General features: G+C 75.0%; 25 protein-coding genes. 10 read left to right on the forward strand and 15 right to left on the reverse strand.

The features are described from left to right. Positions 1-58 precede the first annotated feature (58 nt). Both B4U46_RS32670 and B4U46_RS32675 read left to right on the forward strand, forming a co-directional pair. Complete coding sequence (locus B4U46_RS32670; protein WP_079431198.1) at positions 59-706, forward strand: dihydrofolate reductase family protein; 648 nt, start codon at positions 59-61, stop codon at positions 704-706. A 116-nt stretch (positions 707-822) separates the two neighbouring features. After that, the gene (locus tag B4U46_RS32675; protein ID WP_079431199.1) at positions 823-1,389 is read left to right on the forward strand and encodes an LppU/SCO3897 family protein; all 567 of its coding nucleotides are present in this window, start codon (positions 823-825) and stop codon (positions 1,387-1,389) included. 93 nt (positions 1,390-1,482) lie between these two features. On the opposite strand, the gene B4U46_RS32680 is transcribed toward B4U46_RS32675, so the two are convergent. Beyond that, entirely contained in the window at positions 1,483-2,007 is a 525-nt protein-coding gene (locus B4U46_RS32680) for a MerR family transcriptional regulator (protein WP_237293213.1), read from the reverse strand. On the opposite strand from B4U46_RS32680, the gene B4U46_RS32685 reads away from it, so the two are divergent. The 3 genes from B4U46_RS32685 to B4U46_RS32695 all read left to right on the forward strand — a co-directional run bounded on the left by B4U46_RS32685 (position 2,006) and on the right by B4U46_RS32695 (position 3,964). Further along, a complete protein-coding gene (locus B4U46_RS32685; protein ID WP_079431201.1) occupies positions 2,006-2,671 on the forward strand; it encodes a class II aldolase/adducin family protein in 666 nt (221 codons plus the stop codon). The genes B4U46_RS32680 and B4U46_RS32685 overlap by 2 nt on opposite strands. Beyond that, complete coding sequence (locus B4U46_RS32690) at positions 2,668-3,123, forward strand: carboxymuconolactone decarboxylase family protein (protein ID WP_079431202.1); 456 nt, start codon at positions 2,668-2,670, stop codon at positions 3,121-3,123. Before B4U46_RS32685 ends, B4U46_RS32690 begins: the two co-directional genes overlap by 4 nt. A 232-nt stretch (positions 3,124-3,355) precedes the next feature. Further along, the gene (locus B4U46_RS32695) at positions 3,356-3,964 is read left to right on the forward strand and encodes a response regulator transcription factor (protein ID WP_079431203.1); all 609 of its coding nucleotides are present in this window, start codon (positions 3,356-3,358) and stop codon (positions 3,962-3,964) included. A gap of 10 nt (positions 3,965-3,974) precedes the next feature. Here the strand turns inward: B4U46_RS32695 and B4U46_RS32700 are convergent, their stop codons facing one another. The 4 genes from B4U46_RS32700 to lanKC form a co-directional block, all read right to left on the reverse strand. After that, positions 3,975-5,741 carry an ATP-binding cassette domain-containing protein gene (locus B4U46_RS32700; RefSeq protein ID WP_079431204.1) on the reverse strand — a complete coding sequence of 589 codons (1,767 nt, stop codon included), beginning with the start codon at positions 5,739-5,741 and terminating at the stop codon, positions 3,975-3,977. Beyond that, the gene (locus B4U46_RS32705) at positions 5,738-7,540 is read right to left on the reverse strand and encodes an ATP-binding cassette domain-containing protein (protein ID WP_079431205.1); all 1,803 of its coding nucleotides are present in this window, start codon (positions 7,538-7,540) and stop codon (positions 5,738-5,740) included. Before B4U46_RS32705 ends, B4U46_RS32700 begins: the two co-directional genes overlap by 4 nt. 112 nt (positions 7,541-7,652) lie before the next feature. Further along, positions 7,653-7,790 (reverse strand): SapB/AmfS family lanthipeptide, encoded by a 138-nt coding sequence (locus B4U46_RS32710; protein WP_079431206.1) that lies wholly within the window; start codon positions 7,788-7,790, stop codon positions 7,653-7,655. After that, positions 7,787-10,426: a class III lanthionine synthetase LanKC gene (lanKC, locus tag B4U46_RS32715; protein ID WP_079431207.1), complete on the reverse strand. Its 2,640-nt coding sequence runs from the start codon at positions 10,424-10,426 to the stop codon at positions 7,787-7,789. The genes B4U46_RS32710 and lanKC overlap by 4 nt, the downstream gene beginning before the upstream one ends. Positions 10,427-10,792: 366 nt before the next feature. Between lanKC and B4U46_RS32720 the strand changes: the two genes are divergently transcribed. After that, entirely contained in the window at positions 10,793-11,218 is a 426-nt protein-coding gene (locus B4U46_RS32720) for a subtilase-type protease inhibitor (protein ID WP_079431208.1), read from the forward strand. Here the strand turns inward: B4U46_RS32720 and B4U46_RS32725 are convergent. Further along, positions 11,190-11,729: an NUDIX hydrolase gene (locus B4U46_RS32725; protein WP_079431209.1), complete on the reverse strand. Its 540-nt coding sequence runs from the start codon at positions 11,727-11,729 to the stop codon at positions 11,190-11,192. The two genes, B4U46_RS32720 and B4U46_RS32725, sit on opposite strands and share 29 nt — an antisense overlap. A gap of 151 nt (positions 11,730-11,880) precedes the next feature. Between B4U46_RS32725 and B4U46_RS32730 the strand changes: the two genes are divergently transcribed. After that, positions 11,881-12,564 (forward strand): alpha/beta fold hydrolase, encoded by a 684-nt coding sequence (locus B4U46_RS32730; protein WP_079431210.1) that lies wholly within the window; start codon positions 11,881-11,883, stop codon positions 12,562-12,564. 25 nt (positions 12,565-12,589) lie between these two features. On the opposite strand, the gene B4U46_RS32735 is transcribed toward B4U46_RS32730, so the two are convergent. Together B4U46_RS32735 and B4U46_RS32740 are read right to left on the reverse strand one after the other, a co-directional pair. Then, positions 12,590-13,024, reverse strand: a complete 435-nt coding sequence (locus tag B4U46_RS32735) for a VOC family protein (RefSeq protein ID WP_079431211.1) — start codon at positions 13,022-13,024, stop codon at positions 12,590-12,592. A gap of 79 nt (positions 13,025-13,103) precedes the next feature. Next, positions 13,104-13,820 (reverse strand): TetR/AcrR family transcriptional regulator, encoded by a 717-nt coding sequence (locus B4U46_RS32740; protein WP_079431212.1) that lies wholly within the window; start codon positions 13,818-13,820, stop codon positions 13,104-13,106. 200 nt (positions 13,821-14,020) lie between these two features. Between B4U46_RS32740 and B4U46_RS32745 the strand changes: the two genes are divergently transcribed. Together B4U46_RS32745 and B4U46_RS32750 are read left to right on the forward strand one after the other, a co-directional pair. Beyond that, on the forward strand, positions 14,021-15,628 hold the full coding sequence (locus B4U46_RS32745) for a CocE/NonD family hydrolase (protein ID WP_079432149.1): 1,608 nt from the start codon (positions 14,021-14,023) through the stop codon (positions 15,626-15,628). A gap of 55 nt (positions 15,629-15,683) precedes the next feature. Further along, a complete protein-coding gene (locus tag B4U46_RS32750) occupies positions 15,684-16,679 on the forward strand; it encodes a hypothetical protein (RefSeq protein WP_167747616.1) in 996 nt (331 codons plus the stop codon). 99 nt (positions 16,680-16,778) lie between these two features. Here the strand turns inward: B4U46_RS32750 and B4U46_RS32755 are convergent, their stop codons facing one another. From B4U46_RS32755 to B4U46_RS32780, 6 genes are all read right to left on the reverse strand, one after another. Further along, positions 16,779-19,124 carry a M9 family metallopeptidase gene (locus tag B4U46_RS32755; RefSeq protein WP_237293214.1) on the reverse strand — a complete coding sequence of 782 codons (2,346 nt, stop codon included), beginning with the start codon at positions 19,122-19,124 and terminating at the stop codon, positions 16,779-16,781. A gap of 186 nt (positions 19,125-19,310) precedes the next feature. Next, positions 19,311-20,129, reverse strand: coding sequence for a peptidoglycan recognition family protein (locus B4U46_RS32760; protein ID WP_079431214.1), 819 nt, complete (start codon positions 20,127-20,129; stop codon positions 19,311-19,313). 172 nt (positions 20,130-20,301) lie between these two features. Beyond that, the gene (locus tag B4U46_RS32765) at positions 20,302-20,514 is read right to left on the reverse strand and encodes a hypothetical protein (protein WP_079431215.1); all 213 of its coding nucleotides are present in this window, start codon (positions 20,512-20,514) and stop codon (positions 20,302-20,304) included. Continuing rightward, a complete protein-coding gene (locus tag B4U46_RS32770) occupies positions 20,511-20,927 on the reverse strand; it encodes a hypothetical protein (protein ID WP_079431216.1) in 417 nt (138 codons plus the stop codon). The genes B4U46_RS32765 and B4U46_RS32770 overlap by 4 nt, the downstream gene beginning before the upstream one ends. Before the next feature lie 203 nt (positions 20,928-21,130). Continuing rightward, a complete protein-coding gene (locus tag B4U46_RS32775) occupies positions 21,131-22,582 on the reverse strand; it encodes a sensor histidine kinase (RefSeq protein ID WP_079431217.1) in 1,452 nt (483 codons plus the stop codon). Beyond that, positions 22,579-23,280: a response regulator transcription factor gene (locus tag B4U46_RS32780; RefSeq protein ID WP_079431218.1), complete on the reverse strand. Its 702-nt coding sequence runs from the start codon at positions 23,278-23,280 to the stop codon at positions 22,579-22,581. Before B4U46_RS32780 ends, B4U46_RS32775 begins: the two co-directional genes overlap by 4 nt. A 94-nt stretch (positions 23,281-23,374) precedes the next feature. Here B4U46_RS32780 and B4U46_RS32785 point away from each other — a divergent pair, with 94 nt between their 5' ends. Beyond that, entirely contained in the window at positions 23,375-23,761 is a 387-nt protein-coding gene (locus B4U46_RS32785; RefSeq protein WP_079431219.1) for a VOC family protein, read from the forward strand. 30 nt (positions 23,762-23,791) lie between these two features. Here the strand turns inward: B4U46_RS32785 and B4U46_RS32790 are convergent, their stop codons facing one another. Next, complete coding sequence (locus tag B4U46_RS32790) at positions 23,792-24,973, reverse strand: winged helix DNA-binding domain-containing protein (protein ID WP_079431220.1); 1,182 nt, start codon at positions 24,971-24,973, stop codon at positions 23,792-23,794. Positions 24,974-24,993 lie beyond the last annotated feature (20 nt).

Below are 24,993 nucleotides of genomic sequence, written 5' to 3' on the forward strand. Positions count from 1 at the left end.
CGCGGGCTGCCGTCGGTCTATCTCTTGACGGAGAAGACCGACGCACAGGGAGCAAGCCATGGGACTCATCGACATCGAGATGTTCGCGACCCTCGACCTGGTCGGGCAGGCGCCCGGCGGTCCCGACGAGGACCCGGTGGGGTTCCCGTTCGGCGGCTGGCAGGCGCCCCTGATCGACGAGGCCGTCGGGGCGCAGATCGCGGCCGCGTACGAGGGGACGGACGCCCTCCTGCTCGGCCGTCGGACCTACGAGATCTTCGCCGCGTACTGGCCGCACCAGAAGGGCGGCCAGGACGGCGATTTCGCCTCGCTCTTCAACAGCGTCCCCAAGTACGTGGCCTCGCGCGGCCGGCCCGACCTCTCCTGGGCCGGGTCCTCGCTGCTCGGCCCGGACCTCGTGGACGCGGTGCGTGAGATCCGCGAACGGCACGAGCACGTGAAGGTGGTGGGGAGCCTGAACCTCGTGCAGACCCTCCTGCGCGAGAAGCTCTTCGACCGGCTCGACCTCTGGCTGCACCCGGTCGTGCTCGGCGTCGGGAAGAAGGTGTTCGACGGCGGCGAGGTACCCACCAGCCTCACGCTCCTCCAGCCCCCGCAGGCCAGCGCCAAGGGGACCGTCTTCCTGCGGTACGGGCTCGCCGACGGCACGCCCGCCACCGGGGACATGACCGCCCCCGACCGCGGCGCCGGGAACGGGCGGCACTGACACCCGCGCCGGCGGACGGATCGCGCCGGAGCGGCCGGATTCAGGCGATGGTGACCGGGTGTTATAGCGTGCCCACGTCAAAACGACGTAAAGTCCGATCATCGAGGGAATCCCGTATGACCTATCCGCCGCAGCAGGGCCCCGGCCCCTACGGCCAGCCCGGCCCGTACGCACAGCAGCCGCAGGGGTACCCGCCCCAGCCCGGGTACGCGTACCCGCCGCAGCAGGCCCAGCCGCCGTACGCCGGGGCGCCGCAGCAGCAGATGTACCCGAACCAGCCGGGGATGCCCGGGCATCCGGCGCCGCAGCAGTGGTCCGCGCCGCCCGCCCCGCCCGCCCGCAGCGGCGGCATCGGCGTCATGAAGATCCTCAAGGGCATCGGCATCGTGGTCGTCCTCATCGCGGCCGCGGTGGGCTACTTCCTGAGCCAGGACGACGCCGACCACGCCAAGGCCGGCGACTGCCTGAAGAACAACGGGACCACGGCGGCGAGCCTGGACCTCCAGGTGGTGGACTGCGGGAGCACCGGCGCCGCCTACAAGGTGGTCGAGGTGATCTCCGGGACGCTGGACACCAACCGCTGCGAGGGCAAGTCGGACCTGGGCTACTACGAGCAGACCAGGGGCTCCCGGCGCAGCTCGGGCAAGCAGTTCGTGCTCTGCCTGAACCAGATCAAGAAGTAACCGGCCGCCGGATCCGGCAGACCGGGAGCACGGTCCCCGCCGCCGACACCGCGGCGGGGACCGTCCGGCCGGCGCCGTCCGCGGTCCCGCCGGTCAGGGCGCCGGGTCCCCGGTCCGCCAGGCGGCCATCTGCTCGCGGAACTTCGGACACCTGACGATGTCCTCCTCCCCGCACCTGAGGGCGTGGGTCAGCAGCTGGTGCGCGTGCTCGAGGTCGACCATGCGCTGCTCGATCTCGCCGATCTTCGCCCGGATCATCGCCTCCCTGTGCGACTGCTCCCGCTGGAACTCCGCGATCTCGACCAGGGTCAGCCCGGCCTGCTGGCACTTGCGCAGCACCGTGATCCGCTCGGCGGCCTCCGGGGGATAGCGCCGCTGCCCGCTCTGGCGCTCGGGCGCGGGCAGCAGGCCGTGCCGCTCCCAGTACCGGATGGCCGAGGCGGGCACCCCGGTGAGTTCGGAGAGCCGGCCGATCGTCATGCGCACGTTCCACTCCTCCTGTTCCCCGCCCTCCCCGGTCAGGCGGCTTGACTTGAACCTTAGTTCAAGTTGAAGAGTGGTCGGCACGAGGACGGCGGCGGACGAGCCGCCGTCGACAGCGCAGGGGAGATCCGTCATGAGTGACGCGTACGTACGCAACGAGCGGGCCGGCCGGCTGGTGGCGGCCACGGAGCAGCTCTTCGCGGCCGGGGTGATGTCCCACTCCGGGCACGCCAACCTGAGCGCCCGGCTCGACGGAGAGCGCCTGCTCCTGACGCCCGGGCACGTCCGGGGCCTGCGGGCCGAACAGCTCGCGACCGTCGGCTTCGACGGGCAGGTCCTCGAAGGCGAGCTCAAGTCGGTCAGCGCCGAGATCATCGCCATGCACACCGCCGTCTACCGGGCCCGGCCCGGAGTCGGCACGGTCATCCACACCCACTCGCCCTCCGCGACCGCCTTCGCCCTGGCCCACCGGCCGCTGCCCTGCCGCACCGAGCCGATGCTGCGCTTCGGACAGGCCGAGGACGTCCCCGTCGTCCCCTGGGGGCCGCGCGGATCGGACGTCTCGGTGCGCGGCATCGCCGAGGTGCTGCGGCAGCGCCCCACCACCTCCGCGGTCCTGCTGGCCAACCACGGCCTCCTGGTGTTCGGCCCCGATCCCGAGGCCACCGCCCACCTGGTGGTGGCGATCGAGGAGAGCGCCGAAGCCGAGATCGCCGCCGCCGCCATCGGCGGGGCCGTGGACTTCCCGCCCGGCGCCCAGGAAGCCGTGCGCGACGCGATCGCGAAGGCCGCACGATGACCGACGCCGCCTCCCCCTCCTCCGTCGCCGCCCGCACCGAGGCCGTGCGCGACCGGTACCGCTCCACCCTCGGAACCGTCCCCGGCGGCGTGCAGGAGCGGCTCAGGCTGGCCCAGGAGTCCGGCCGGCTGCCGACCGAGGAGGCGCTCGCGGCGCTGCGCCACATCGTGCTGACGGACAGTCCGCTGGGCGCACGGGTCCAACAGCTCGTCCACTTCGGGCAGTTGCTGGCCCTCGGCCGGGCCGAACCCGCCCGGATCCACGCCCGGGGCGCGCTCCACGCGGGAGCGGGGATCGCCGATCTGGTCGGCGTCGCCGAGACGGCGCTCATCACCGCGGGCGTCCCGGCCTACGCACTCGGCACCGAGATCGTCGCCGGACTCCTGCCGCCCGAGGGCGACGGCGAACGGCGGCGGCCGGAGCCTCGGGACGGCGGCCCGGCCCCGCGCTGAGCCCGAAGGCGCCCGGAATCAGCCCTACCGCTTCACGGGGCCGGCGTCTTCCCACCGGTGCCGGGGCCGTACCTGCGGAGCGTGGCGCGGGTGCGGCGGCCCGCGCCGGGGTCCGGCCGGGCGCCGGGCTTCGGCCACGCGCGCCCGGGCGCCGCGGACGGGCACGTTCCGACCGCCTGGTTGCTGGGCACCCGCTTGGTGCCCAGCGATCACCAGGCTAGGAGAGCCCCCGATGACCAAGGTCCTCGTCCTGCACAGCGTCAGCCTCGTGAGGTCGGCGCTCGCCGCCCTGCTCAGATCCGAGGGCGGGTTCGACGTGACCTCCGCCGGCTGGCGGTCCGCCACGCGCGAGGCGGAGTCCTTACGGCCGGACGTGACCCTCGTCGACCTCGACTGTCCGGGGGCCTCGGCCACGCTGGGGCTCGCGGGAGGCACCGCCCGCCCGCTCGCCGAGCCGGGCGCACCGCTGCTGGTGCTCGCCACCTCGGGGGCGCCCGGCTCGCTCCGGCGCGGGGTCCAGGCCGAGGCCCGCGGCTACGTGGACAAGGACGGCTCGCCCGGGCGGCTCATGCGGGCCGTCCGCAAGGTCGCCGCCGGAGAGCGGTTCGTCGACCCCTCCCTGGCCTCGGCCCTGCTGGAGGCCGACCCCATGCCGCTCAGCCCGCGCGAGCTGAGCGTGCTGGCCCGGGCCGCGGAAGGCGACTCCGTCGCGGAGATCGCGCACGCACTGCACCTGGCCAGCGGCACCGTACGCAACTACATGGCCGCCGTGACCCGCAAGACCGGCGCCCGCAACCGGATCGATGCCATCCGGATATCCCGGAGGGCCGGCTGGGTCTGAGCCCGGCCCCTCACACCCGGGCGTCCCACACCCCCACCAGTTCCCGGTACAGGGCCGACCTGGCCGGGAGGTCCGCGTGCGTGCCGACGACCGCACGGCTTCCGTCGAGTACGAGGACCCGGTCGGCCCGCGCCGCGGAGGAGATGCGGTGGGCCACCACGACCAGCGTGCCGGGCCGGCCGGCGAGGGCCCGCTCGGCGCGTTCCTCGGCCGCCGGGTCGAGGTGGCAGGTGGCCTCGTCCAGCAGCAGCAGCGGAGCCGGGGAGAGGTAGGCGGCCGCCAGGGCCAGCTGCTGCCGCTCGCCCTGGGAGAGCGCCGCCGGATCGACCGGCGCGTCCGGCCCGCCCAGCCGCTCCACGAGGCCGTCCGCCCCGAGGGCCGCCACGGCCTGCTCCAGCCGCGCCCCGGGTACCGGCCCGGGGCACAGGTGGGTCAGGTTCTCGCGGACGGAGCCGGTGAACACGTACGCCTGCTGCGGCAGCAGGGTCCGCCGTGGATCGGGGCCCCGGGCGGGGCCCGGGCGGCGGGCCGGGGCGCCGGCCAGCAGCACGCTCCCGCCGCCGGGCGGCAGGAGGCCGGCCAGCAGCGCCATGAGCGTGGACTTGCCGATGCCGCTCGGACCCACGACGGCCAGGTGCTCCCCCTCGGACAAGTCCAGGTCGAGGCCGTCGAGCACCGGCTGGGCGTGGGCGCCGTACGCGAAGCGCACCCGGCGCAGCTCGGCCGCGCGCCCCCCGCCGGCCCGCAGCGGGGAAGCCGCACCGGCCGCACCGGGTTCCGGTTCCGGTGTCCCGGCGGCCGGTGACGGCTGCGGGAGACAGAACCGGTCCAGGACCACCACGAGCCTGGTGCCCGAGGAGCCGAGGGCCCCCATGAGCGCGTCGAGCGCCGGGAGCAGCGACTGCACCAGGTAGGTGAGCGCGGCGGCCAGCGCGCCCGCGCTCAGCCCGTGGCCGAGCAGCCAGGGCGCGCCCAGGAGCAGCGCGACGACGGGCAGCCGGCCCGCCACGCCCAGCGCCAGGGTGCGCAGGGCGGTCCACCGGGCGAGCAGGTGCGTCAGCCGTTCCTGTCCGGCGATCAGCTCCCGCAGCCCGGCCCCGGCCCGCGCACCGCCCCCGCAGGCGACCACATCGCGCAGGCCCGCCGCCAGTTCACCGGTCCGCGCGGCCAGTGCCTCGTCGGTGTCGAGCGCCTTGCGCTGCACCCGGGCCACGGGACGGAGGGTGAGCAGGAAGCCGGCCGTCCCCAGCAGCAGCGGCGGCAGGACGAACAGCAGCAGGACGGGTGCCAGCGCCGCCAGCCCGGCCAGGGCGCCGGCCGCGGTGAAGACGAAGGACCGGGCGACGAGCACCAGCCCCGCGAAGGAGTCCCGGGCCATCTCGGTCTGCTGCGCCAGCCGCGACACCGCCCCGTCCCGGCCGGCCCGCGCCGGATCGGCGACCGCCCGCTCCAGGGCCTGGCGCACGGCCCGGCGCACCAGACCGTCGCGCAGGGGTTCCACCAGGTCCGCGAGCCCGCCGAACACCCCCCGCAGGGCGAGCCCGCCGAGGAGGGCGCCGGCCCCGGCCACCGCCAGCCACGCGAGGCCGGTCGCGGGGCGGGCGGCGAGGAAGCCGTCGTCGAGGGCGCGGGCCACCGCGTACCCGCCGAGGAAGGTGTGGGCGGACTCCAGCAGTGACCACAGGGCGAGGGTGCGCAGCGTCCGCAGCCGGCCGCGCAGGAAGCGCCGCCCCTCGCCGCCGACCCGCCGCCAGGAGCCGGTGCCGTCCCCGCTCACCGGCCCGCCCCGCCGGCGGCCGGCCCGGCGCCGGGGTGCGGTCCGTCGCCGGCCTCCGGCCCGGCGACGGGGTCCCCGTCCCAGCCGAACAGCGAGCGGTAGCCGGGCTCGCGCCACAGCAGCGCGTGGGTCCCCGTCGCGCGGACCGTGCCGTTCTCCAGCCAGACGACGAGGTCGGCGCGGGCGGCCGTGGCGGCGCGGTGGGTCACCACGAGGCGGGTCCGGGCCCGTACCCCGTGGGCCAGGGCGTGCTCCACCTCGCGGGCGGTGACGGTGTCCAGGCCGGAGGTGGCGTCGTCCAGTACGAGCACCCGGCCCGCCCCGCAGAACGCCCGGGCCAGGCCGAGGCGTTGCAGCTCCCCGCCCGACATCGGCGCGTCGGCGAGCGGGGTGCCGTAACCCTCGGGCAGGCGGCGTACGAAGGCGTCGGCCCCCGCTGCCCGGGCCGCCGCGCGCACGGCGTCCGGGCCGGGCTCGGGCCGGGTCCCGAAGGCGATGGCCGCGCCGATGCTCTCCCCGAACAGCGCCGGCCGTGCGAAGGCGTGGCCGACCTCCCGGCGCAGCGCGTCGGCGGCAAGGTCCTCCAGCGGGGTTCCGTCGAGCAGCACCCGGCCCCCGTCGCAGGCGGTGAGGCGTCCGGCGACGGCGGCCAGCAAGCTCTTGCCGGAGCCCGACCGGCCCACCACCGCGGTGGTGGTGCCGCCCGGGAGGCACAGGTCCACGTCCCTCAGGACGGTCCGTCCGGCCCGCTCGACGCGGACCGCGCGCAGCTCCAGCGTGCCGGGGCCGTCCGCGGTGTACTCCCGGTCCCCCTGCGGGAGTTCGGGCAGTTCGAGGAGGGCGGCCATGCGGCGTGCGGCGGCCCGGCCGCGCACCACCGCCGCGAGCCGGCCCGTGACGGCTCCGGCTCCGGCGGCGAGCCCGGCGTACCGGACGGCGGCGAACAGGCCGCCGACACCGAGCGCCCCGGCGGCGAGGCGCATCCCGCCCACGCCGAGGACCACGTACAGCAGGAGCGGCATCAGGGCGCTGGTCCGGGCCATGGTGCCCCCGTAGACCCGCCACATCTCCCGCCCCTCGCGGGCCAGTTCGGGCAGCGGTGCGAGGATGCGGGCCGCCTCCCGCCGCACGGTGCCGGCCGCGGCGATGGTGCGGGCACCGGCCAGGGCCTCGGCCAGCCGTCCGGCGAGCGCGAGCTGCACGCGCTGGTACCGGGCGACGCCGGCTCCCGACGCACGGGCGAAGGTCCGCAGCAGCAACGCCAGTACGGGAACCCCGGCCAGGAAGGCGAGGCCGGTCCACACGTCGACGAGGAACAGGGCGACGAGACCCCCGAGGGGCGGCAGCAGCGCCGTGACGGCCGTCGCCACGGCGGCGGGGACGGTCCCCGCGCCGGCGGCGTGGGCCGTGAGCCGGGCGGAGAGCTCGCCGGGGGAGTGCCGGGCCGCGTGGTGCGGTGCGGTACGCAGCAGCGCGGTCAGTCCGCGCCGGCGCAGCCAGGCCGTGGAACGGGCGTCGACGCTGCCGGTGAGCCGCGCGGTCGCCGCGTCCAGCAGCACTTCGGCGGCGGTCAGCGCCGCGCACCCCAGGGCCCACGCGGTCCCCGAGGGGTCGCGGCGCAGCAGCAGGTCGAGGGCGTGGCCGAGCACGGCCGGTTCGGCGAGCGCCGCGCACGCGGCGGCCAGCGAGCAGCCGGACACCGCGGCGGTGCGGCCGGCGCTGTGCCGGGCGGCCGCCTTCAGCGCCCGGTCGGCGGCATCGGCCGTCGCCCTCTCACCGGGGACGTCGGGCGGGGTCATCGGCAGCGGCTCCTCGTCTGTCCCGGGGCCCGGACGGGGTGCCCCGGTCACGTGGTGCGGGATGTGGTGCGGGCCCGGGCGACAGGACGTCGCCCGGGCCCGAAGGGACCGGTCAGTTACAGGTCGTGACGCTCAGGCTGCTGTCACCGCACAGGAGCAGGCTGGCGCGGCTGCCGCCGCCGTGGAGGTGGGCGGCCTCGGTGTTCTCTTCCTTCGGGGTCTCCATGGACTGCAGGTCGAGGAGCGTCATGGCTGTTTCCTTTCCTTCGAGGGTGTGTCGTGCGGGGTCACGGCCCCCCGGTGGGGGACCGGCTCTGGGGCCGCCGCGGTGCGCGGCGGCGGGAGGAAGGGCAGGTGCGCGCGGCCGCCGGTCGCGGCGCTGCCGAGGGCGAGGAGGGCGCCGGCGGTCCCGGTGGACAGGTCCATGGACAGGCGCATCATCTGCTCGCCGGGGAAGGCGAGGTGGCCCCGGTACGGCAGCGCGTGGCGGGCCAGGGCCTCGATCTGCCGGGCGATGTCCCCGGCGCGGGTGCCGGGCCCGGGGGTCGTGGTCCGGGACAGGTGCAGGATCATTCCGGCGGCGCCGCGGAAGAGGCCGGGCTGGGCGTAGAAGGTCGCCTGGGCCGCCCGGACGATCTGGGCCCGGGCCTCCTCGAACCGCTCGTCGCGGGCGTGGCGCGCATGGTCGTCGAGGACCATGCCGATGCCCACGCTGCCCGCCCCGAGGTACGGCATGGTGCGCCAGCCCTCGTCCACCTGGAGGGTGCCGAAGGCACTGGTGACGCAGTGGTCGAGGTCGCGGTGGAGGAAGCGGCCGGCCCGCAGGAGCAGTTCGGGGTCACCGGTGCGTTCGTACAGGCGCAGGTGCAGCAGGGCGATCCCGCTGTGGCCGTGGAGGAGGCCCGTCCGGCCCAGCGCGGGGGCCGCGGCGTGGGCGAGGTCGGCGCAGCGCAGGGCCGCCTCGTGCAGGGAGCTCTCGCCCGTGGACGTGCCGAGGGAGTCCAGGGCGAGGCCGATGCCGGCGAGGCCGCCGTTCAGGTCGGGGCCCGCGGACTGCCAGGGCTCGTCCAGGAGGCGTTCCGCGAGGGCGAGCGCACGGTCGTGGTGGCCGAGCCGGTGGTGGGTCCAGGCCAGTCCGGCGAGGCCGTCGTAGAAGCCGAGCGGGGTGCCCGACGCCGGTTCCTTGGTACGGGCGAGCAGCCATTCCTCGGCCTCGGGCCAGGGCGCGTCACCCGTCTCGGCCAGGGCGTACAGGACGCCGGCGGCTCCGTGGCCGAAGGCGGTCCCGCCGCCGGCGGTGGCGAACTGGGCCGGGTCGCCGGGGAAGAGGCGGTCCTCACGGTCCGGGGTGGCGGTGGTGTGCAGGGCCGCGGTCAGGGAGGCGCGGGCGGCGGGCCAGTCCTGCGGCGCGGCCGGCAGGTACGGCCGGGCGGCGGCGGGTGCCGTCCCGCCGGGGGCGGTGTCCTGCGGTCCGGCGAGGATCTCCCGCACGGCCGCGTCGAGGAAGTCCCGGGGCACGGGGAACTGCGCGGCGGCGATGTCCGCCAGGTGGGCGGCCTTGCCCCGGTCCATGACGAGCAGGCTCGTCAGCGGCAGGAACAGGGCGAGGCGCAGACAGGCCAGGGCGTAGCGGTCGACGGCGAAGCCGCGCCGGTCGGGCGGGGCGACGAAGGCCGGGTTGGCCACCGTCTGGCGCAGGCCCTCCTCGACGGGGGCGGCGGCCTCGAAGTCCAGCAGGGCGACGGAGGGTTCACCCGTGTCCGGGTCCTCGGCGACCATGATGTTGAAGAGGTGCAGGTCGTTGAAGACGATGCCGCGGGAGTGGACGGCGTCCACGGCTTCCGTCACCCGCGCGTGGATCTTCAGGGCCCAGTCGGTGTAGGCGGCGAGCTCGGCGGGGTCGGGGTCGGCCTCGATCAGGGGGTGGCGGCGGGCGAAGTAGGTGTTGAGCGGTTTGCCTTCCAGGTACTCCAGTGCCAGGAAGTGGTGGTCCCCGACGGTGAAGGTGCCGCGGACGGCGGGGACGCAGTCCAGCCCGTCCAGGCGCTCCAGTGCCCTGCGCTCCCGGTGCAGCCGGGCCACGGCGTCCGCCCCGTCGGCGGCGAGCCCGGCGAAGGGGCGGGCCTCCTTGAGGACGACCGGCTCGCCGGTGCGGGTGTCGCGGCCCGCGTAGACCCCGCCGCCGTTGGAGAAGTGCAGGGCCCGCTCCACGGAGTACGGGACGTCCTCCAGGGTGACGGCCGCGCGGCGCTCCAGGTGGGGCCGTAAGAAGGCGGGCTTTTCCGCCCAGGCGGGCGGCTGGAACACCGGGCCGCGGGCGTCCGGCACCAGGCGTCCGTCGGGCGTCTCGACGGCGGGGACCAGCTCGCCGCGCTCGTCGTAGCAGTGCCGCAGGGTGAAGCTGCCGTAGCGCAGGTGGACCGGGCCGTCGTTCCAGCGCAGGTCGCTCAGGATGTACGGGCCGGGTTCGCCGGCCAGCAGGGCGTCCAGGTCCTCGGCGATGCGCCGGCAGGCGTCCGTGCCGGCCGGGTAGACGGTGATGAACTTGCCGCTCGCCGCACGGTCCGCGTACTTGGCGTTGCGCAGGTGCAGCAGGTAGCGGCTGGGCACGAACTTGAAGGCGATCCGCCGCTCCGTGCAGTAGGCGTGGACCCGGTCGAGGACGCGCTCCGCGTTGTCGAGGCCGGCCGATACGTGGATCTTCCAGCCCTGGGAGGGCAGTTCGAGGCCGGCGGGGCGCAGGGCGAGCCAGTCGCCGCTGCGGTGCGCACCCCACCCCTCGGGTACGGGGGCGACGGCCGCCGGGAAGCTCTCGCCGGCGCGCCGGTACGGTGCGTCGTAGAACCAGCGGTCGGCGTCGCAGAAGGCCGCGTGCCCGTTGTTCACACCTGCTCCCTCGGTCCTCGGTCGGTGACGGGAGCAAAGGTGGCACGCCGCGGGGAGCCCGCGACAGTCGTGTTTGTCACCAGCCCGGCGTGCGTTGCGCACGGGTCGCCTGGGGCGTGACGGGAGCCGCCGCCACCGGCCGCGGGGCCCGTCACCGCCCCGATCCGGTCAGCCTGGGCGGCCCGCCGGCCCGGCCCGCCAAGGCCGTCACCGGGCGGAAGTCCGCTCTCCGGTATCCGGACCGGGTGTCCGTAAGCCGATCGTCCATGTGCGGTCGGCCTGGGTATCTGGAAGGCTCGCTCCTGCTCGGGTGCTGGATGAAAGCTCCGAGGCCGTCAAAGCCTGCGATTCGAAAGGAAATTGATCATGCGTCACCGCCTGGCCGCAGTTTCCGCCGCCGCTCTCCTCTGCCTCGGCGGCACCGCGGGCGTGGCCCGTGCCGAGCCCGCGGGCCCCTCCGGCCCGTCCGCGCTGGTCTTCACCATCACCCAGGGGAACGACGCCGCCTCGGGCACCGTCCTGCGGGCAGCCGTCCTCAGCTGCGCCTACACCGCCGGCGGCACGCACCCCGCTCCCCGGGCCGCGTGCGACGCCGTCAACGCCGCCGGCGGCGACTTCGGCCGCCTGCTGACCGCCCCGGCCCCCGGCCGCGCCTGCCCGAAGCGCTACGACCCCCTCACCCTCACGGCGGACGGCGTCTGGCACGGCGAACGCCTCGCCTGGAAGCACACCTTTCCCAACGCGTGCATGATGTCCGCGGCCCTCAAGGACGACCCGGTCTTCGCGTTCTGAGGACCCCCTGGGAGTGGCCCGGGTGCCCGAGCAGGGCCTTCGCCACCAGGTCGTGGACGAGGTACTCGCCGGGGGCCCGGTTCTCCTTCAGGCGCGGGAGGTCGCCGGGCCCGAACCAGTCGTAGGCGGTGTGCTTGGACCACTCCAGAGCGGGATGGCCCAGGTCGCCGTCGACCTCCACGAGGAAGTCGGCCTCGTGCCGCGTGCCGCCCCCGTCGTCACCGGTCCAGGCCGTGACCCCGAACAGGCTCCGTACCCGCCGCAGCCGCCAGCCGGTCTCCTCCTCGACCTCCCGTGCCAGGGCTTCGAGGAGGGTCTCGCCGGGCTCGACGTGACCGCCGACGATGTCCCAGCTGTCGGGGAAGAGCTTCCGGCCGGGACCGCGCTTCTGGGCGAAGGCCCGGCCCTCGGAGTCGAGGATGACGGCTCCGACCGTCCAGACCTCGTCATCGGCGGGGACCGGTACCTCGACGCCCCTGTCCACGGTCACTTCGTGTCGTCCGTCGGCCATGGCCCCACTGTAGGGACCATCGGATGACCCACGGCCGCCGGGGCCCGTGACACGGGCGGCGGAGCTGTGGGGTGTGGTTCCCGGGCGGTAGGGTCGGCGGTATGCCGCGCTCCTGGAAGACGCGTGGACCGGGTTCCGTGCGGGTCCTGGCGTGAGCACGTTCGTGCTGGTCCACGGGGCCGGCGACGTCGGCTGGTACTGGCACCTGGTCGCGGCCGATCTCAGGGCGCGTGGGCACCGCGTGGTGGCCCCGGACCTTCCGGGCGGTGACGACGCGCTGACGCTCGACGACTACGCCGACGCCGTCGTCCGGGCGGTCGGCGACCGTCGCGAACTCGTCGTCGTGGGCCAGTCGTTCGGTGCGTTCACCGCCCCGCTGGTCGCCGCCCGGCGCCCGGTCGCCTCGCTGGTCCTGGTCGCCGGGATGGTGCCCGCCCCGGGCGAGTCGGCGGACCGCTGGTGGGTCGAGACCGGCTACGCCGAGGCCGTGCGGGCCCAGGCGGGCCGGGACGGGGGGCTGACCGGCAGCACGGACCCCTACGTCGGCTTCTACCACGACGTGCCCCGCGGCCTGGCCGACGAGGCGCTGAGGAGGGAACGGGCCCATCCCTCGCCGGCGGCGACCGCGCAGCCGTGGCCCCTGGAGGCCTGGCCGGATGTGCCGACGCGGTTCGTGCTGTGCACCGAGGACCGCTTCCTTCCCCCCGGCTTCCTGCGCCGGCTGGTGCGGGAACGCCTGGGAGTGGTCCCGGAGGAGATCGCGGCGGGCCACTGCGTCGCGCTGAGCCGCCCCGCCGAACTGGCCGCCCTCCTGGCCGGGCCGGGCGGGGGCTGAGACCGCAGGGGCCCGGGGCAGGGGCTCAGTCGAGGCAGAACTCGTTGCCCTCGACGTCCTGCATCGTGAGGCACGACTCGTCGAAGCCGTCGGCCCGCAGCAGCTGCACGCGGACCGCGCCCAGTGCGACCAGCCGCGCGCATTCGGCCTCCAGCGCGGCCACGCGCTCGTCCCCGACCAGTCCCGTGCCGACCCGTACGTCGAGATGGACCCGGTTCTTGACGGCCTTGCCCTCGGGAACGCGCTGGAAGAACAGCCGCGGGCCCACGCCCGAGGGGTCGACGCAGGCGAACGCCGAGCCCTGCCGTTCGGCGGGCAGCGAGCGGTCGAACTCGTTCCAGTCGGCGAAGCCCTTCGGCGGCGGCGGGACGACGTACCCCAGCACCTCGCACCAGAAGCGGGCGACACGCTCCGGGTCGGCGCAGTCGAAGGTCACCTGGAACTGTTTGATCGAAGTCACCGGGCCACGGTAGCAGGGGGATCAGATCGTTCAACCGATTTGATCCGCAGGCCCGTTGAGCGGAGTCAGGCCCCAGGTCTCAGGTGCTGTCCAGGCCGTCGACCAGGCGGTCGAGGAACCGGGCGAAGGTCTCGTCCGGGGTGGCGGGGGCCCCGGCGGAGGCGAGGGCTTCGGCGAGCTCCGGGTGGTGGCCGTCGGCGGCGACGGCGGCCAGGTAACGGGCCTCGGCCTCGGCCCGGCCCGGGGGCTCCGCGGCCCGCGCCTGCGCGATCTCGTAGCCGACGTGTCCGGCCACGAAGCCCGTGAGCTGGGCGAAGACCTCCATCCTCGCGGCGCCGGCCAGTCCGCTCGGCCGCAGGACGGCGAGCACGTGCTCCAGGAAGGCCAGGGTGTTCGGGCCCGGGGAGCGCCTGGTGGCCAGGGCCGCCGGCAGCCAGGGGTGGCGCAGCATGTGGGCGCGCTGGAGGCGGGCGACGGCCTTCAGGCCGGCGCGCCAGTCGCCGGCCGGCGCGTCCGTGACCGTCAGCTCGGCGCTGACGTGATCGACCATCAGCTCCACCAGCGTCTCCTTGTCGGGGGCGTAGCTGTAGAGCGACATCACGCCGGCGCCGACCTCGGAGGCCACCCGCCGCATGGTGACGGCCTCCAGCCCTTCGGCGTCCGCCACCGCTACGGCCGCGACCGTGATCGCCTCCCGGGTGAAGGAGGGCCGGCGGCCCCTGCGGGGCTCGGCCGGGCGCAGCCAGAGCCGTTCCGGGTCGACGCCGGCGCCGCCGGACTTTCCCTCGCCGGGCATGGTTTCGCACTCCCTGTCGGTGGTCTTCGGGGCGGATGTCGCCAGGTCATCCAAGCATGATCTATTCTCGTACATCGTACGGGAATAGATGGAGGAGAGACATGCCAGCACGCACCCCCCGCGCCGGATCCGCCCCCGCAGCCGCCACCGGACCCGCCTGGACCCCGCCGGCCGGAAAGCCGCCCCTGTCCTCCCGCCTGATGCGGGCCACCTGGCGGGGACTGCCGGCCGCACGGCACGCGGCCGGCTGGGAACCGGGACTGGAGGTCCCCGCCGCCGACGGCACCCCCCTGATCACCGACCACTACTTCCCCCGGGGAGAGGGCGACTTCCCCACCCTCCTGGTCCGCTCGCCCTACGGCCGGGGCATCCCCTGGTCCCCCATGTACGGGCTGCTCTTCGCCGAACAGGGCTTCCACGTGGTCGTGCAGAGCTGCCGCGGAACCGGCGGCTCGGGCGGTACGTTCCACCTCTGGCGCAACGAGGCGGCCGACGGCCTGGCCACCCTCTCCTGGCTGCGGGAACAGCCCTGGTTCGACGGAAGGCTCGGGACCGTCGGCCCCAGCTACCTCGGCTACGTGCAGTGGGCCCTCGCCCTCGACCCGCCGCCCGAACTGAAGGCCATGGTCGTGCAGGTGGGCCTCCACGACCCCCACGCCCTCTTCCACACGGACGGCGCGCTGCACCTGGAGAACGCCCTCGTCGTCGGCCTCGGCATGACCTACCAGCACCGGGGCGCCCTGCCCTTCCTCAAGGCCACCCTGCGCCTGCAGCGCCGTCTGCGCGAGGCCACCACGGCGCAGCCCCTGCGCGGAGGGCACGTCCGCGCCCTCGGAGGTGAAGTCCCCTGGCTGGACGAGGTGATGGCGCACCCGGACGCCGACGACCCCTACTGGCGGGGCGCCTCGCTCGCCGGGGCGGCGGACCGGCTGCGGGTGCCCACCGCCCTGATCACCGGATGGCACGACGCACTCGCCGGACAGACCCTCGACCAGTACGCCCGGCTGCGGCGCGCCGGATGCGAGACCAGCCTGCTCGTCGGCCCCTGGACCCACACCTCCGCCTTCCAGCGGGGATGGCCCGAGGTGTTCGGCGAAAGCCTCGCCTGGCTGCGCGCCCACCTCTGCGAGGACTCCTCCGCTCTGCGCCCCGCGCCCGTGCGCGTCCACACCGGCGGCGAAGACCCCTGGCGGGACCTGGCGGCCTGGCCGCCGCCCGGGACCGACGACACCTGGTACGCCGCCCCGGGCGGACACCTCATCGAACGGGCCCCCACGGACTCCGCGCCGCTGGCCACCTTCCGCTACGACCCGGCCGACCCCACCCCCTCCCTCGGCGGTCCCCTGCTCTCCCGCACCGCCGGTCCGCGCGACAACACCGCCCTGGAGGTCCGCGACGACGTCCTGACCTTCACCGGTCCGCCCCTGGCCGAGCCGCTGGACGTCATGGGAGCGGTCCGGGCACGGCTGACGGTCTCCACCGACACCGGGCACGCCGACGTCTTCACCCGCCTGTGCGACGTGGACCCCCAGGGGCGCTCCGTCAACGTCTGCGACGGACTGGGCCGGGTCAGCGCGGAGGCGGGGGAGGCGGCACGGATCTCCGTTCCGATGGGCTCCACCGCCCACCGCTTCGCCGCCGGCCACCGCATACGCTGGCAGATCAGCGCGGGAGCCCACCCCCGCTACGCCCGCAGCCCCGGCACCGGCGCGCCCCCGGTGGACGCGACGGCCTTCACCCCGGTGCGCGTCACGCTCCACACGGACTCGGCCCTGACCACCCCGCGGCCGGTGTCCCCCCAGGGGTGAAACCGTCGATACGATGCGTGCCATCGGTCGGGCGGGGCGGGACGGGGGGCAGGGTATGAGCGGATACCACGGCGGCGGATACGGGGTCCCCGGCGGCGGTCCGCCACCGGCCGGAGGGCCCGCCCAGGGCCCGCAGGGGTACCCGCCCCCGCCGTACCCGCCGCAGGGGAACCCGTACGCGCAGCCGGTCCCGCCGCAGGGAAACCCGTACGCGCAGCCGGTCCCGCCGCAGGCGGCCCCCCACCCCCCGTACCCCGCGCACCTGCTGCCGCCCCCGCCGGCCGTGCCGCCGCACGTCGAACCCTCGCGCGGCAGGAAGATCCTGCGCGGGATCCGCAACCCCTTCTACGCCGCGCAGCGGACCTTCCGTCCCTCCCGGGCCGGGATCGTCCACGACCCCCAGGTCCGTACGCTCCAGCTGTGGCGGACCGCGCTGGGCCTGGTCGCCTGGGTGGGGCTCACGCTCACCTACAAGGCCGTCGTGAGCGCCGCCGACGTCAAGGCCGCGGCGGACGACCGCCTCGACCAGAGCTGGTCCAGCGTCCTGGTCCTCGTCTGCACCTTCCCGCTGGTCGTCGGCGCCTTCGTGGCCGCCGCGCGGGGCGCGCAGCGCGGGGTCTACCTGCGCCGGGCCCTGCGCCCGCTCGGCTCGGTCCTGGCCCTCATGGCGTCGATGGCCACCTTCCCCGTGGCGATGGCGCCGGAACTTGCCGGACTGCGCGAGACCGTAGGGCTGCCCGGGAAGATCGTCATGGGTGTGCTCTGCCTCTGGTCGGTCGGTTTCGCGCTGTACGGCATCGGCCTCTCGCTCGTCCACGTCTTCCGCACCGCCGACATCCACGAGGTGCTGCCACCGGTCCTCGCCGGCGTCCTGGTGTGGGAGATGGCGCTGGTGGACGTGGTCACGGGCGCCTATCCCCAGGTCCCGGCGGCCGTCCGAACGGTGTTCATCCTGGGCGCCCCCGTCACCGTCACGGCGTTGTCCTGGTGGGAGCTGCGCCGCCTGGGCCGCCACCACGGGCTGACGGTCCGCGGAGCGCTCGGCCGCTGACGTCAGGCCGCTGACGTCCCGCCGGGTCAGAGCCGGGCCGGGGCAGGATCGGCCGGGAAGGCGTGTGTGCCGGGGCCCGGCCGGGCCCCGGCACAGGAGTCATCCGGTCTGCGTCGAGAGGCTCACCCCGCTGAAGTCCTGCGTGGCGGCGAGGCTGAAGTAGACCCACCCGGCGGGCGGGTTGTCGACGGTCAGGGTCTCGTTGTTGCCGGCGCCCGTGGACTTGGCCTGGTAAGAGCCCGTGGTGGCCCAGGTGCTGCCGTTGTAGTACAGGTCGGCGTTGCCGGTGCCGCCGCTGCTGGTGATCGTCAGCTTCTTGACGCCGGCCGGCAGGTACACGAAGTGGTGGCTGTAGTTGCCGACGGAGGCCGCGAGGCCGTCCCGGCGGCAGTTCCCGTCGAACTGGCGCGGGTCCGCGAGGGTGCACGCCGGGGTGGACGGGGCCTGCGGCAGGGGACCGCAGTCGCCGGTCGCGCAGGTGGTCGTCAGCCAGGTCGCGAACCCGGCGTCGTAGCGGGTGCCGATGGTCTGCTTCAGGAAGGCGCGGGCGCCGTTCCAGTCACCGGCCCGGTACTTGTCGAGCACGGTGTCGACGTCGGGGCGGTGCGCCTGGAGCATGTAGCGGACCGCGAGGTAGCCCCAGCGGTAGATCCGGTTCGAGTTGACGTCGGGGTTCGGGTCCTGGTCGTAGACCGTGTCGAACAGGTCGCTGAGCTTGTACGTCCCCTTGGCGGCCTCGTTGATCGCGTCTGCGTTGCGCTCGCCCCGGTAGCCGTACGAGATGTTCTCGGCGATGCCCTCCACCCACCAGATGGTCGGCGTGGTCATGCCGGCCTCGAAGTCGCCCGCCATGTCGAAGCGGCCGTCGAGGTAGTGGGTGTACTCGTGGTTGAGGTTCCAGATCTGGAAGGACGGCCGCAGCCAGTCGGCTTCGTGGGCGATGAAGCGGGCCTGGTTGCCGGGGACGGCCGGGTTCCCCTCCTCGTACATCCCGCCGTTGTCCACGTCGATGTCGTAGAGGGCCCACGCGTACAGCGAGTACTGGCTGTGGTCGTCGAACACGACCACCTCCAGGTTGGTGTTCAGGTCGCCGGGTATCGCGCCCTTGTCACCGATGATCCGGTGGAAGTAGGCGTCCTGGTTGACCAGGCCGGTACAGGTGGCGGCCAGCTGGCCGGGGGACATGTCCTGGGCGCGGATCTTCAGGCCCGGGGTGCACGTCTGCTGGATCGGCAGGACCGACGGGAGGACGCGGGCCCCCAGGTCGCAGATGGCGTACGCCGCGCAGTTGCCCTTGTCGTACTCGCGCGTGTACCAGCCCAGGTTCATGGTGATCGGGCCGGTGGGGCCGACGTTCGGGTAACGGTTGATCAGGTCCTTCAGCAGCGGCCGGACCCGGTCCTTGAGCTCGGGGACGTCGAGCGCGTAGCCGAGGTAGCGGCCCACGTTGCTGACGACGTCGAGGCGGTTGAGCTGCGCGCCGTTGCGCGTGATGAAGCCGGCCCAGGTGTCGAGGAGGGACGGGTCGGCCTTGAGGGCGGCCCGCCAGCCGCGGTCGTCGTTCTTGGCCTTGAACCCGTTCTGCACGACCCATTCGACGTGCTGCATGGCCAGGTCCATCTGGGCCGGCCAGGTGCCGTCGTAGCTGCCGAGCATCCACTTGACGACGCCGGCGTACCGGCCGGCCGTGTGGGTGCTGTCGATCAGGGTGACGGCCTCGTTGAATATCTCGCCGTTGGCGTCGGTGAGGTCCTTGGCGTGCGGGGCGGCGAAGAAGGCGTCCAGGGCGGCGCGCGACGCGCCGTCCAGTGCCGTGCCGTAGTCGCCGACGGTGTCCGCGTGGTTGTCCTGCACGTAGTAGCCGGCCCGCAGGAACATCACCAGCTGCCCGATGGCGGCCCTGTTGTCGCCCGCGTAGGACGCGGAGGCGTCGCGCAGTGCGTTGGCGACGGTCACCATCTGGGGTTCGCCGAAGGCCTTGCGGGCGTTCTCCCCGGTGAGCTCGAACAGCGGGTAGGTGCAGGTGATCCGGGGGAGGGCGGTGAGCTGCTGGACGAGCGCCCCGCCGGTGGCGTTGATCACGCCGGAGAGGTCGGCGCAGTCGGCCGCGGTGGCGGACGGGGACTGCTGCGCGGACTTGTCGTTCCTGGCCGGCTTGGCGGCGGGGGCGGGCGCGGGGGCCGGGGCCGACACCTCGGCGCTGTCCTGCGCGGAGATCCGCAGCCGGGGCGCGTTGCGCGTCGCGTCGGGGGACTTGGGGACCGGGATGGACCGGGGTGCCGGTGCTGCCGCCGCGGCCCGGCCCCCCTGTGCGCGGGCCGGGGCCTGGGCGCCGCCGGAGGCGGCCTGGCTCGGTGGTGCGAACAGGCCGAGCGCGATGAAGACGGCCGCGCCGAGCGCAGGGAGTCTGCGCGCGCCAGCCTTCGATATCCGGGAGGGACGCATCTGTGGGGGCCTCCGGGGCCGTTGAGCCGCGTGATGGGGACACGGGCTGTTGACATGTGACATGTAAAATTTCACATGCTGCAACGTTCCGGAAGGTTTTTCGCCAGATCAGTTCGGCCAGCCACCGCGGCCGAAGCGCGGTCATGTCAGCCCGCCCGGGGGGCGGTTGTCCGCGCGGCCGGGCGGTCAGTGGCGGCGTGCCGGGTCGAGCAGACCCTCGGGCAGGTATTCGGAGAGGGCGCGCGCCACGGCCTGCGGGTCCGTGGCCCAGTCGGCCGGGAGGTGCTCCGACCAGTGCGGCAGCGGCACCTGCCGGTCGTCACCGAGCCGCCGGGCCACGTCCTGGCGCAGCTTCGGCAGCATCGCGTACAGCTTGTCGCCGGGGCAGGCCGTGCTGTTGAAGTCCCGGTGCCCGTAGATCTCCGAGGCGCCGATGCCGTACTGGCGGCAGACGTGGGCGCACAGGTCGGCCAGGGCGGAGAACTGCGCCGCCGGCGGCTCCTCCGTCATGTACGTGCCCTCGTTCTCGATCCCGACGGCCACGCTGTTCTGCCCCACGCAGTGGGCGCCCCGCACCAGTTGCTCCCCGGAGTCCAGTGCGGCCAGGCTCTGGTGGCGGCCCTCCAGGACGAAGGCGCCCCGGCTGACGGTGAAGTGCTGACCGGTGTCGATCCAGCCCTGCATGTCCATGTGGTACGTCTGGATGGCACGGGCCAGCGCGTGCGCCCGCTCCCGGGAGTAGTCCGAGACGTTCGCCGTGGCGGTGTGGTGGATGATGATCCGGTCGGGCCGGGTGGCGAGGACCACGACGTCCTCGGAGGCCTCCCGGGCTCCCCACCCGGCGCACCCGGTGATCTCCGGCGCCGTGACGCCCTTCCGGCCCCCGGACTCCCCGCCGTTGGCGGCGGCGCGCGCCGCGGAGGGCAGCAGCGTGGCGGATCCGAGGGTCAGCGCGGCGAGGAAAACGCCGCGGCGGGAGATCCGGGTGAACGGGGTGGAGGTCATGGAGCCGCCTGTTCCGGTGGGGGACGGGCACCCATGGAAAAGGACCGGGCCGTCCGGGGCACGCAGGCGCTCCGAGGGCCGCCCGGATGGATCCCTTTCGGGGGAAGCGGGTCCGCCACGCGCCGACGGCCCGCCCGGGGAGGCCGGGCGGGCCGTCGGCGCGGAGGGCCGGTCAGTTGTTCTGCGAGGCGTCCCCGTCCGCCTGAGCGGCCGCGCTCTCGGCGGCGTCCAGCTTCGCCTGCATGTCCGCGGCCTGGTCGTCCGCCCCCGCCGACTGCCCGGCCTTCGGACGGGCGTCCGCGCCGCCGCCGCATCCGGTCAGCAGCAGGACGGCCCCGGCGGCCAGGGCGGCGAGGGCGGCGGCGCCGCGGCGGGCGGAGCTCACTTGGACCCCTGCGCGGTGCACCAGGTGGAGACGGCCTTCAGGTCCTCCTGGCGCTTCTGGAGGGTCGGCACCAGGCCCTTGCGGAAGGTCAGACGGTCGTTCAGGTAGTTCTGGACCTCGGTGTGGCCGGCGTTCTTGGCCTCGTTGACGCGCTGCTCCAGGCGGGCGATCGAACCCGGGACGGTGGCGTCGCCGTTCAGCCGGGTCAGGGCCGTGCTGATCCGGGACTCGGTCTTCGGCAGGCGCTTGCAGATCGACTTGGCGCCGTCGCCCTTCGGCGCCGGCTTCGAGGCCTTCGCCGACGTGGCCGGGCTCGGCGCCGTGGAGTCGGCCTGCGCGGGGCCGGCGGACAGCAGCGCACCGGCCAGGGCGACGGCGCCGATCGCGGCGGAGGTCCTACGGTTCACGAGCATGGTGGTATCCCCTTCGGTGCGACGGGCCGGGGCGTGGGCGCGCCGGCCGGACAGGACGCTAGGGAGCCTTTTTGTGGATTCCTTGTGACCGGCGCACCGGCCGTCCGGCGCCCCGCGCGGCCGCGCCCGCGGGCCGCCCCGCACCCCCTCATGCGGCCGTGCCCGCGCGCCGCCCCGGGCCCGGTCGGCCGGTCCGTGCCCCGTCAGCGGCCCCGGGAGATCCAGTCGCGCCGTGCGGGCAGCCGCAGCGTCGGCTCGTCCCGCGAGACCAGCGGGAGCCGCACCTCGAAGCGCGCGCCCGGCCCGCCGGGCACGTCGCCGAGGGTGACCGTGCCCCGGTGCAGCGCCGCCTGCTGGGCCACCAGCGTGAGCCCCAGCCCGGAGCCCGGGCTGCCGGGCCGGTGGTGGAACCGGCCGAACACGGCGTCGCGTTCGCCGGGCGGCACACCGGGCCCCTCGTCGTCCACCGTCAGCACGGCGAAGCCGCCCTGGGCGCGCAGCCGGACGGTGACCCGGGGCGGCTCGCCCGGCCGGCGGCCGTGCACCACCGCGTTGCGCAGCAGGTTGTCGAGCATGATCTTCAGACCGGAGTCCCAGCCGAAGACCCGCAGCTCCGGCGGCAGCTCCACGTCCAGGACCAGCCCCGAGCCGGCGTGCCGGCGCGCCGCCTCGCCGGCGGCCGCGTCCACCAGCTCGCACAGGTCGGTGGGGGCGAAGGCGGAGACCTCCACCAGATCGCCCAGCGCCAGCATCCGCAGCGCGCCCAGCAGTTCGAGCAGCCGGGCGTGGTCGCCGCGCAGGTCCCGCACCACCTCGGCCCGTTCACCGGGGGAGAGGTCGGGGTGGGCGGCGAGCACGTCCAGGTCCGTCTGCATGCTCATCAGCGGCGTCCGCAGCTCGTGCGAGGCGGCGGAGGAGAAGGACCGGGCGGTCTCCAGCGCCTGCGCGGTCCGCGCGGCCTGCTCGTCGTAGCGGGTCAGGAGCTGGCCGATGGCCGCGGACAGCTCGTCCACCTCCGCGATGTTCACCGGCGTCCCGGCGAACGCCCCCGCCCCGGCCGCCGGGTCGAGGGCGGCGGCCCGTCGGCTCAGGCTCCGTACGGAGGCGGTCGCCCGCCCCGCCAGCCCGTACGCCAGGAGCCCGGACACGGGGGCCGCCAGCAGGGCCACCAGCAGCACCCGCCGCCGCACGGCGGCCACCTGCGGATCGGTGCTCGACGCCGGAGTGTAGATCCACAGGTTCCCGGGCGCGGGGCCGGTCACCGGCACGCTCAGCACCCGCCAGGCGTGCCCCTTGGCGCGGACCGTGACCGGCCCGTCCGGGGTCCGGTCCGGCAGCCGCACCGCCGCATCGGGCTGCGGACCGCCCTCCAGCACGGTCGTCCCGTCCGCGCCGCGGACCCGGATCCCCGCGTCGAGGGCGTCCCCGAGCACCTTGCGGTGCTGGTTCTGCTCCGCCTTCGGCCTGCCGCCCCGGTCGGCGGCCAGCAGGGCCCGGGCGTCGGGCAGCACGGCCGAGGCCCGGTCCTGCAGCCGCGCGTCCTGCTGCTGGCGCAGGTCGCGGCTGACGAGCCCGAGCACCAGCAGGCCCGCGGCCAGCACCAGCAACGGCATGACCACGGTCACCGACAGCGCGATCCGGGTGGCGAGCTTCACGATCCGCTCCCCGCCCCGGGCACCCGCAGCACGAAGCCGACACCGCGCACCGTGTGGATCAGCCGTGGCCGTCCGCCCTCCTCCAGCTTGCGGCGCAGATAGCTGACGAAGGTGTCGACCGCGTCGGTGCGCACCTCGAAGTCGTAGCCCCACACCCGGTCCAGCAGCTGGTCCCGGGTCAGGACGATGCCCGCGTTGCGCACCAGGGCGGCCAGCAGCTCGAACTCCCGGCGGGTGAGGTGCACCTCGGCACCGCCGTGGTGCACCTGCCGGGTCGCCTGGTCCATCTCCAGCGGCCCGGCGCGCAGCACGTCGCGCCCGCCGCGCGCCGGGCTGCGCCGCAGCAGGGCGTGCAGGCGCAGCACCAGTTCCTCCAGCGCGAAGGGCTTGACGAGGTAGTCGTCGGCTCCCGCCTGCAGGCCGGCCACCCGGTCGGCCAGCTCGTCCAGGGCCGACAGCATCAGCACGGGGGTCTCGTCGCCGCGCGCCCGCAGGCTCCGGCACACCTCGGTTCCGGTCAGCCCCGGCATGGACACATCCAGGACGAGCACGTCGGGCGTCCTGGCGCCCACCTGTGCGAGGGCGCCGGGCCCGTCCTCGGCGAGGACCACCGTGAATCCGCTCAGCCGCAGCCCGCGCTCCAGCGACCGCCGGATGGCGGCGTCGTCGTCCGCCACGAGTACCACCGCCGTGTTCATCGCGCCTCCCGTCACCGTCCCCGCTCGGACCGGGCACCGACTTTCTCACAGGAGTGCGCACCGCTCGGACGCGGGTGTGCGGCACAGTGGGTCCATGGTTCACGTACTGGGCAGCAGGATCCTGCTCCGTCCCACCGATCCCGAGCGCTCGCGCGCCTTCTACGGCGCCACCCTCGGCCTCGCGGTCCACCGCGAGTTCGGGACCGGCCCCGAGCGGGGCACGGTCTACTTCCTCGGCGGCGGGTTCCTGGAGGTCTCGGGCCGCGCCGACGCCCCGCCCGCGCCCGGACTGCGGCTGTGGCTCCAGGTGGAGGACGTGGAGGCGGCCCACCGTGAGCTGCGGGAACGGGGCGCCGAGGTACTGCGGCCGCCCCTGCGCGAGCCCTGGGGGCTGATCGAGATGTGGATCGCGGACCCCGACGGCGTACGCATCGCCGTCGTGGAGGTGCCGGCGGACCACCCCCTGCGCTTCCGCCCCTGACCCCCGGCCGGATCCCTGCCGCCCCGCGGGTCAGTCCCCGTCCGCGAGGCGCCGTTCCAGCGGGGTGCGGAAGCTGGGGCGGATGCGGGTCTCGCCGAAGAAGGCGGTCAGCCGCTCCGCCTCGGCGGCGACCGCCCGCTCGGTCTCGCGGCCGGTGCGGACGCCCGGCAGCAGCCGGGTGACGATCTCGCCGTCCGGGCGCTGGGCCCAGCCGCCGACGATCCGGCCGTCCCACCACACGGTGGGGCCGATGTTGCCGTACCGGTCGAACAGCTCGGGGACGTGGGCGGGGTCGAGGTACCAGTCGCGGTGCCGCCAGCCCATCGGGGTCGGGTCGAGCGCGGGCAGCAGGGCCGCGCCCGGCCGGCCGGCCGCGTGGGCCTCGACGTGCTCGGGCAGGGCGTGGCCCGGGCCGCAGGCCAGCTCCGCCTCGACGGCGCGGGTACGGGCGAGGGCCTTGCGGGTGTCGGTCAGGGTCCAGCCGGTCCACCACCGCAGGTCCTCGGTGGTGACGGGCCCGAAGGCGCTGAGGTAGGCGGTCGCCAGGTCGGCCCGGGCCTGCTCGGCGGGGAGCTCGTCATGGGGTTCGGCGAGCATCCAGCGGAACTGGGAGGAGGCCCAGGTGCCCAGCGGACGGCCGCGGCGGATCCGGCCCTCGGCGGCCAGGACCGACAGGACGCGGCTGGTCAGGCGCGGCCTGGACTCGTACGGCTTGCCCGGCGCCATGACGATCTGCTCGCGCAGCCGGGGCACGGCCGCGGCGAGCTGGGCGGCGGAGGCCTCGCCGCGCCCGGCGAGCGCGGCGAGGACGGCCTCCTCGGTGGCCGCGAGCCAGTGCGCGTCATGGCCGAGCTGTTCGCCCAGCACCTTGAGGAGGTTGCGGCGTTCCCGGGCGGCGACGGCACGCGCGGTGGAGGCGTCGACCACGGGAGCCAGGGCGCGCGGCACGACGAACATGGTGCGGCGCATGCACAGCATCCGCACCAGGGTGTGGTCGGTGTACAGGGCCCGCTCCACCTCGGCCGCCGACGGGGTGACCAGGCGGGCGGCGAGGCTCAGGTGGACGGTGGCGGCGTCCGTGGCGTGCAGGGCGACCAGCGCGTCGGCGACCTGCTCGGGCGTCTCGGCCCGCAGCGCCGGGGTGAGCCGGTGGCGGGCGGTGAGCAGGCTCCGGCGGTGCTCGTCGGTGATCTTCGGCCGGGCGGGGGTCATGGCGGGTGCCGGGCGGCCTG

Origin of the sequence: Streptomyces katrae, from assembly GCF_002028425.1 — a bacterium.
GTDB classification, from domain to species: domain Bacteria; phylum Actinomycetota; class Actinomycetes; order Streptomycetales; family Streptomycetaceae; genus Streptomyces; species Streptomyces katrae_A.

Coding starts and splice junctions, on each gene's coding strand:
- B4U46_RS32675 (WP_079431199.1), top strand. CDS start 823: ATGACCTATCCGCCGCAGCAGGGCCCCGGCCCCTACGGCCAGCCCGGC.
- B4U46_RS32785 (WP_079431219.1), top strand. CDS start 23,375: ATGGTTCACGTACTGGGCAGCAGGATCCTGCTCCGTCCCACCGATCCC.
- B4U46_RS32770 (WP_079431216.1), bottom strand. CDS start 20,927: ATGCTCGTGAACCGTAGGACCTCCGCCGCGATCGGCGCCGTCGCCCTG.
- B4U46_RS32790 (WP_079431220.1), bottom strand. CDS start 24,973: ATGACCCCCGCCCGGCCGAAGATCACCGACGAGCACCGCCGGAGCCTG.
- B4U46_RS32710 (WP_079431206.1), bottom strand. CDS start 7,790: ATGACGCTCCTCGACCTGCAGTCCATGGAGACCCCGAAGGAAGAGAAC.
- B4U46_RS32760 (WP_079431214.1), bottom strand. CDS start 20,129: ATGACCTCCACCCCGTTCACCCGGATCTCCCGCCGCGGCGTTTTCCTC.
- B4U46_RS32690 (WP_079431202.1), top strand. CDS start 2,668: ATGACCGACGCCGCCTCCCCCTCCTCCGTCGCCGCCCGCACCGAGGCC.
- B4U46_RS32740 (WP_079431212.1), bottom strand. CDS start 13,820: ATGCCCGGCGAGGGAAAGTCCGGCGGCGCCGGCGTCGACCCGGAACGG.
- B4U46_RS32695 (WP_079431203.1), top strand. CDS start 3,356: ATGACCAAGGTCCTCGTCCTGCACAGCGTCAGCCTCGTGAGGTCGGCG.
- B4U46_RS32705 (WP_079431205.1), bottom strand. CDS start 7,540: ATGACCCCGCCCGACGTCCCCGGTGAGAGGGCGACGGCCGATGCCGCC.
- B4U46_RS32670 (WP_079431198.1), top strand. CDS start 59: ATGGGACTCATCGACATCGAGATGTTCGCGACCCTCGACCTGGTCGGG.
- B4U46_RS32720 (WP_079431208.1), top strand. CDS start 10,793: ATGCGTCACCGCCTGGCCGCAGTTTCCGCCGCCGCTCTCCTCTGCCTC.
- B4U46_RS32725 (WP_079431209.1), bottom strand. CDS start 11,729: ATGGCCGACGGACGACACGAAGTGACCGTGGACAGGGGCGTCGAGGTA.
- B4U46_RS32755 (WP_237293214.1), bottom strand. CDS start 19,124: ATGCGTCCCTCCCGGATATCGAAGGCTGGCGCGCGCAGACTCCCTGCG.
- B4U46_RS32680 (WP_237293213.1), bottom strand. CDS start 2,007: ATGACGGATCTCCCCTGCGCTGTCGACGGCGGCTCGTCCGCCGCCGTC.
- B4U46_RS32750 (WP_167747616.1), top strand. CDS start 15,684: ATGAGCGGATACCACGGCGGCGGATACGGGGTCCCCGGCGGCGGTCCG.
- B4U46_RS32685 (WP_079431201.1), top strand. CDS start 2,006: ATGAGTGACGCGTACGTACGCAACGAGCGGGCCGGCCGGCTGGTGGCG.
- B4U46_RS32745 (WP_079432149.1), top strand. CDS start 14,021: ATGCGGGCCACCTGGCGGGGACTGCCGGCCGCACGGCACGCGGCCGGC.
- B4U46_RS32780 (WP_079431218.1), bottom strand. CDS start 23,280: ATGAACACGGCGGTGGTACTCGTGGCGGACGACGACGCCGCCATCCGG.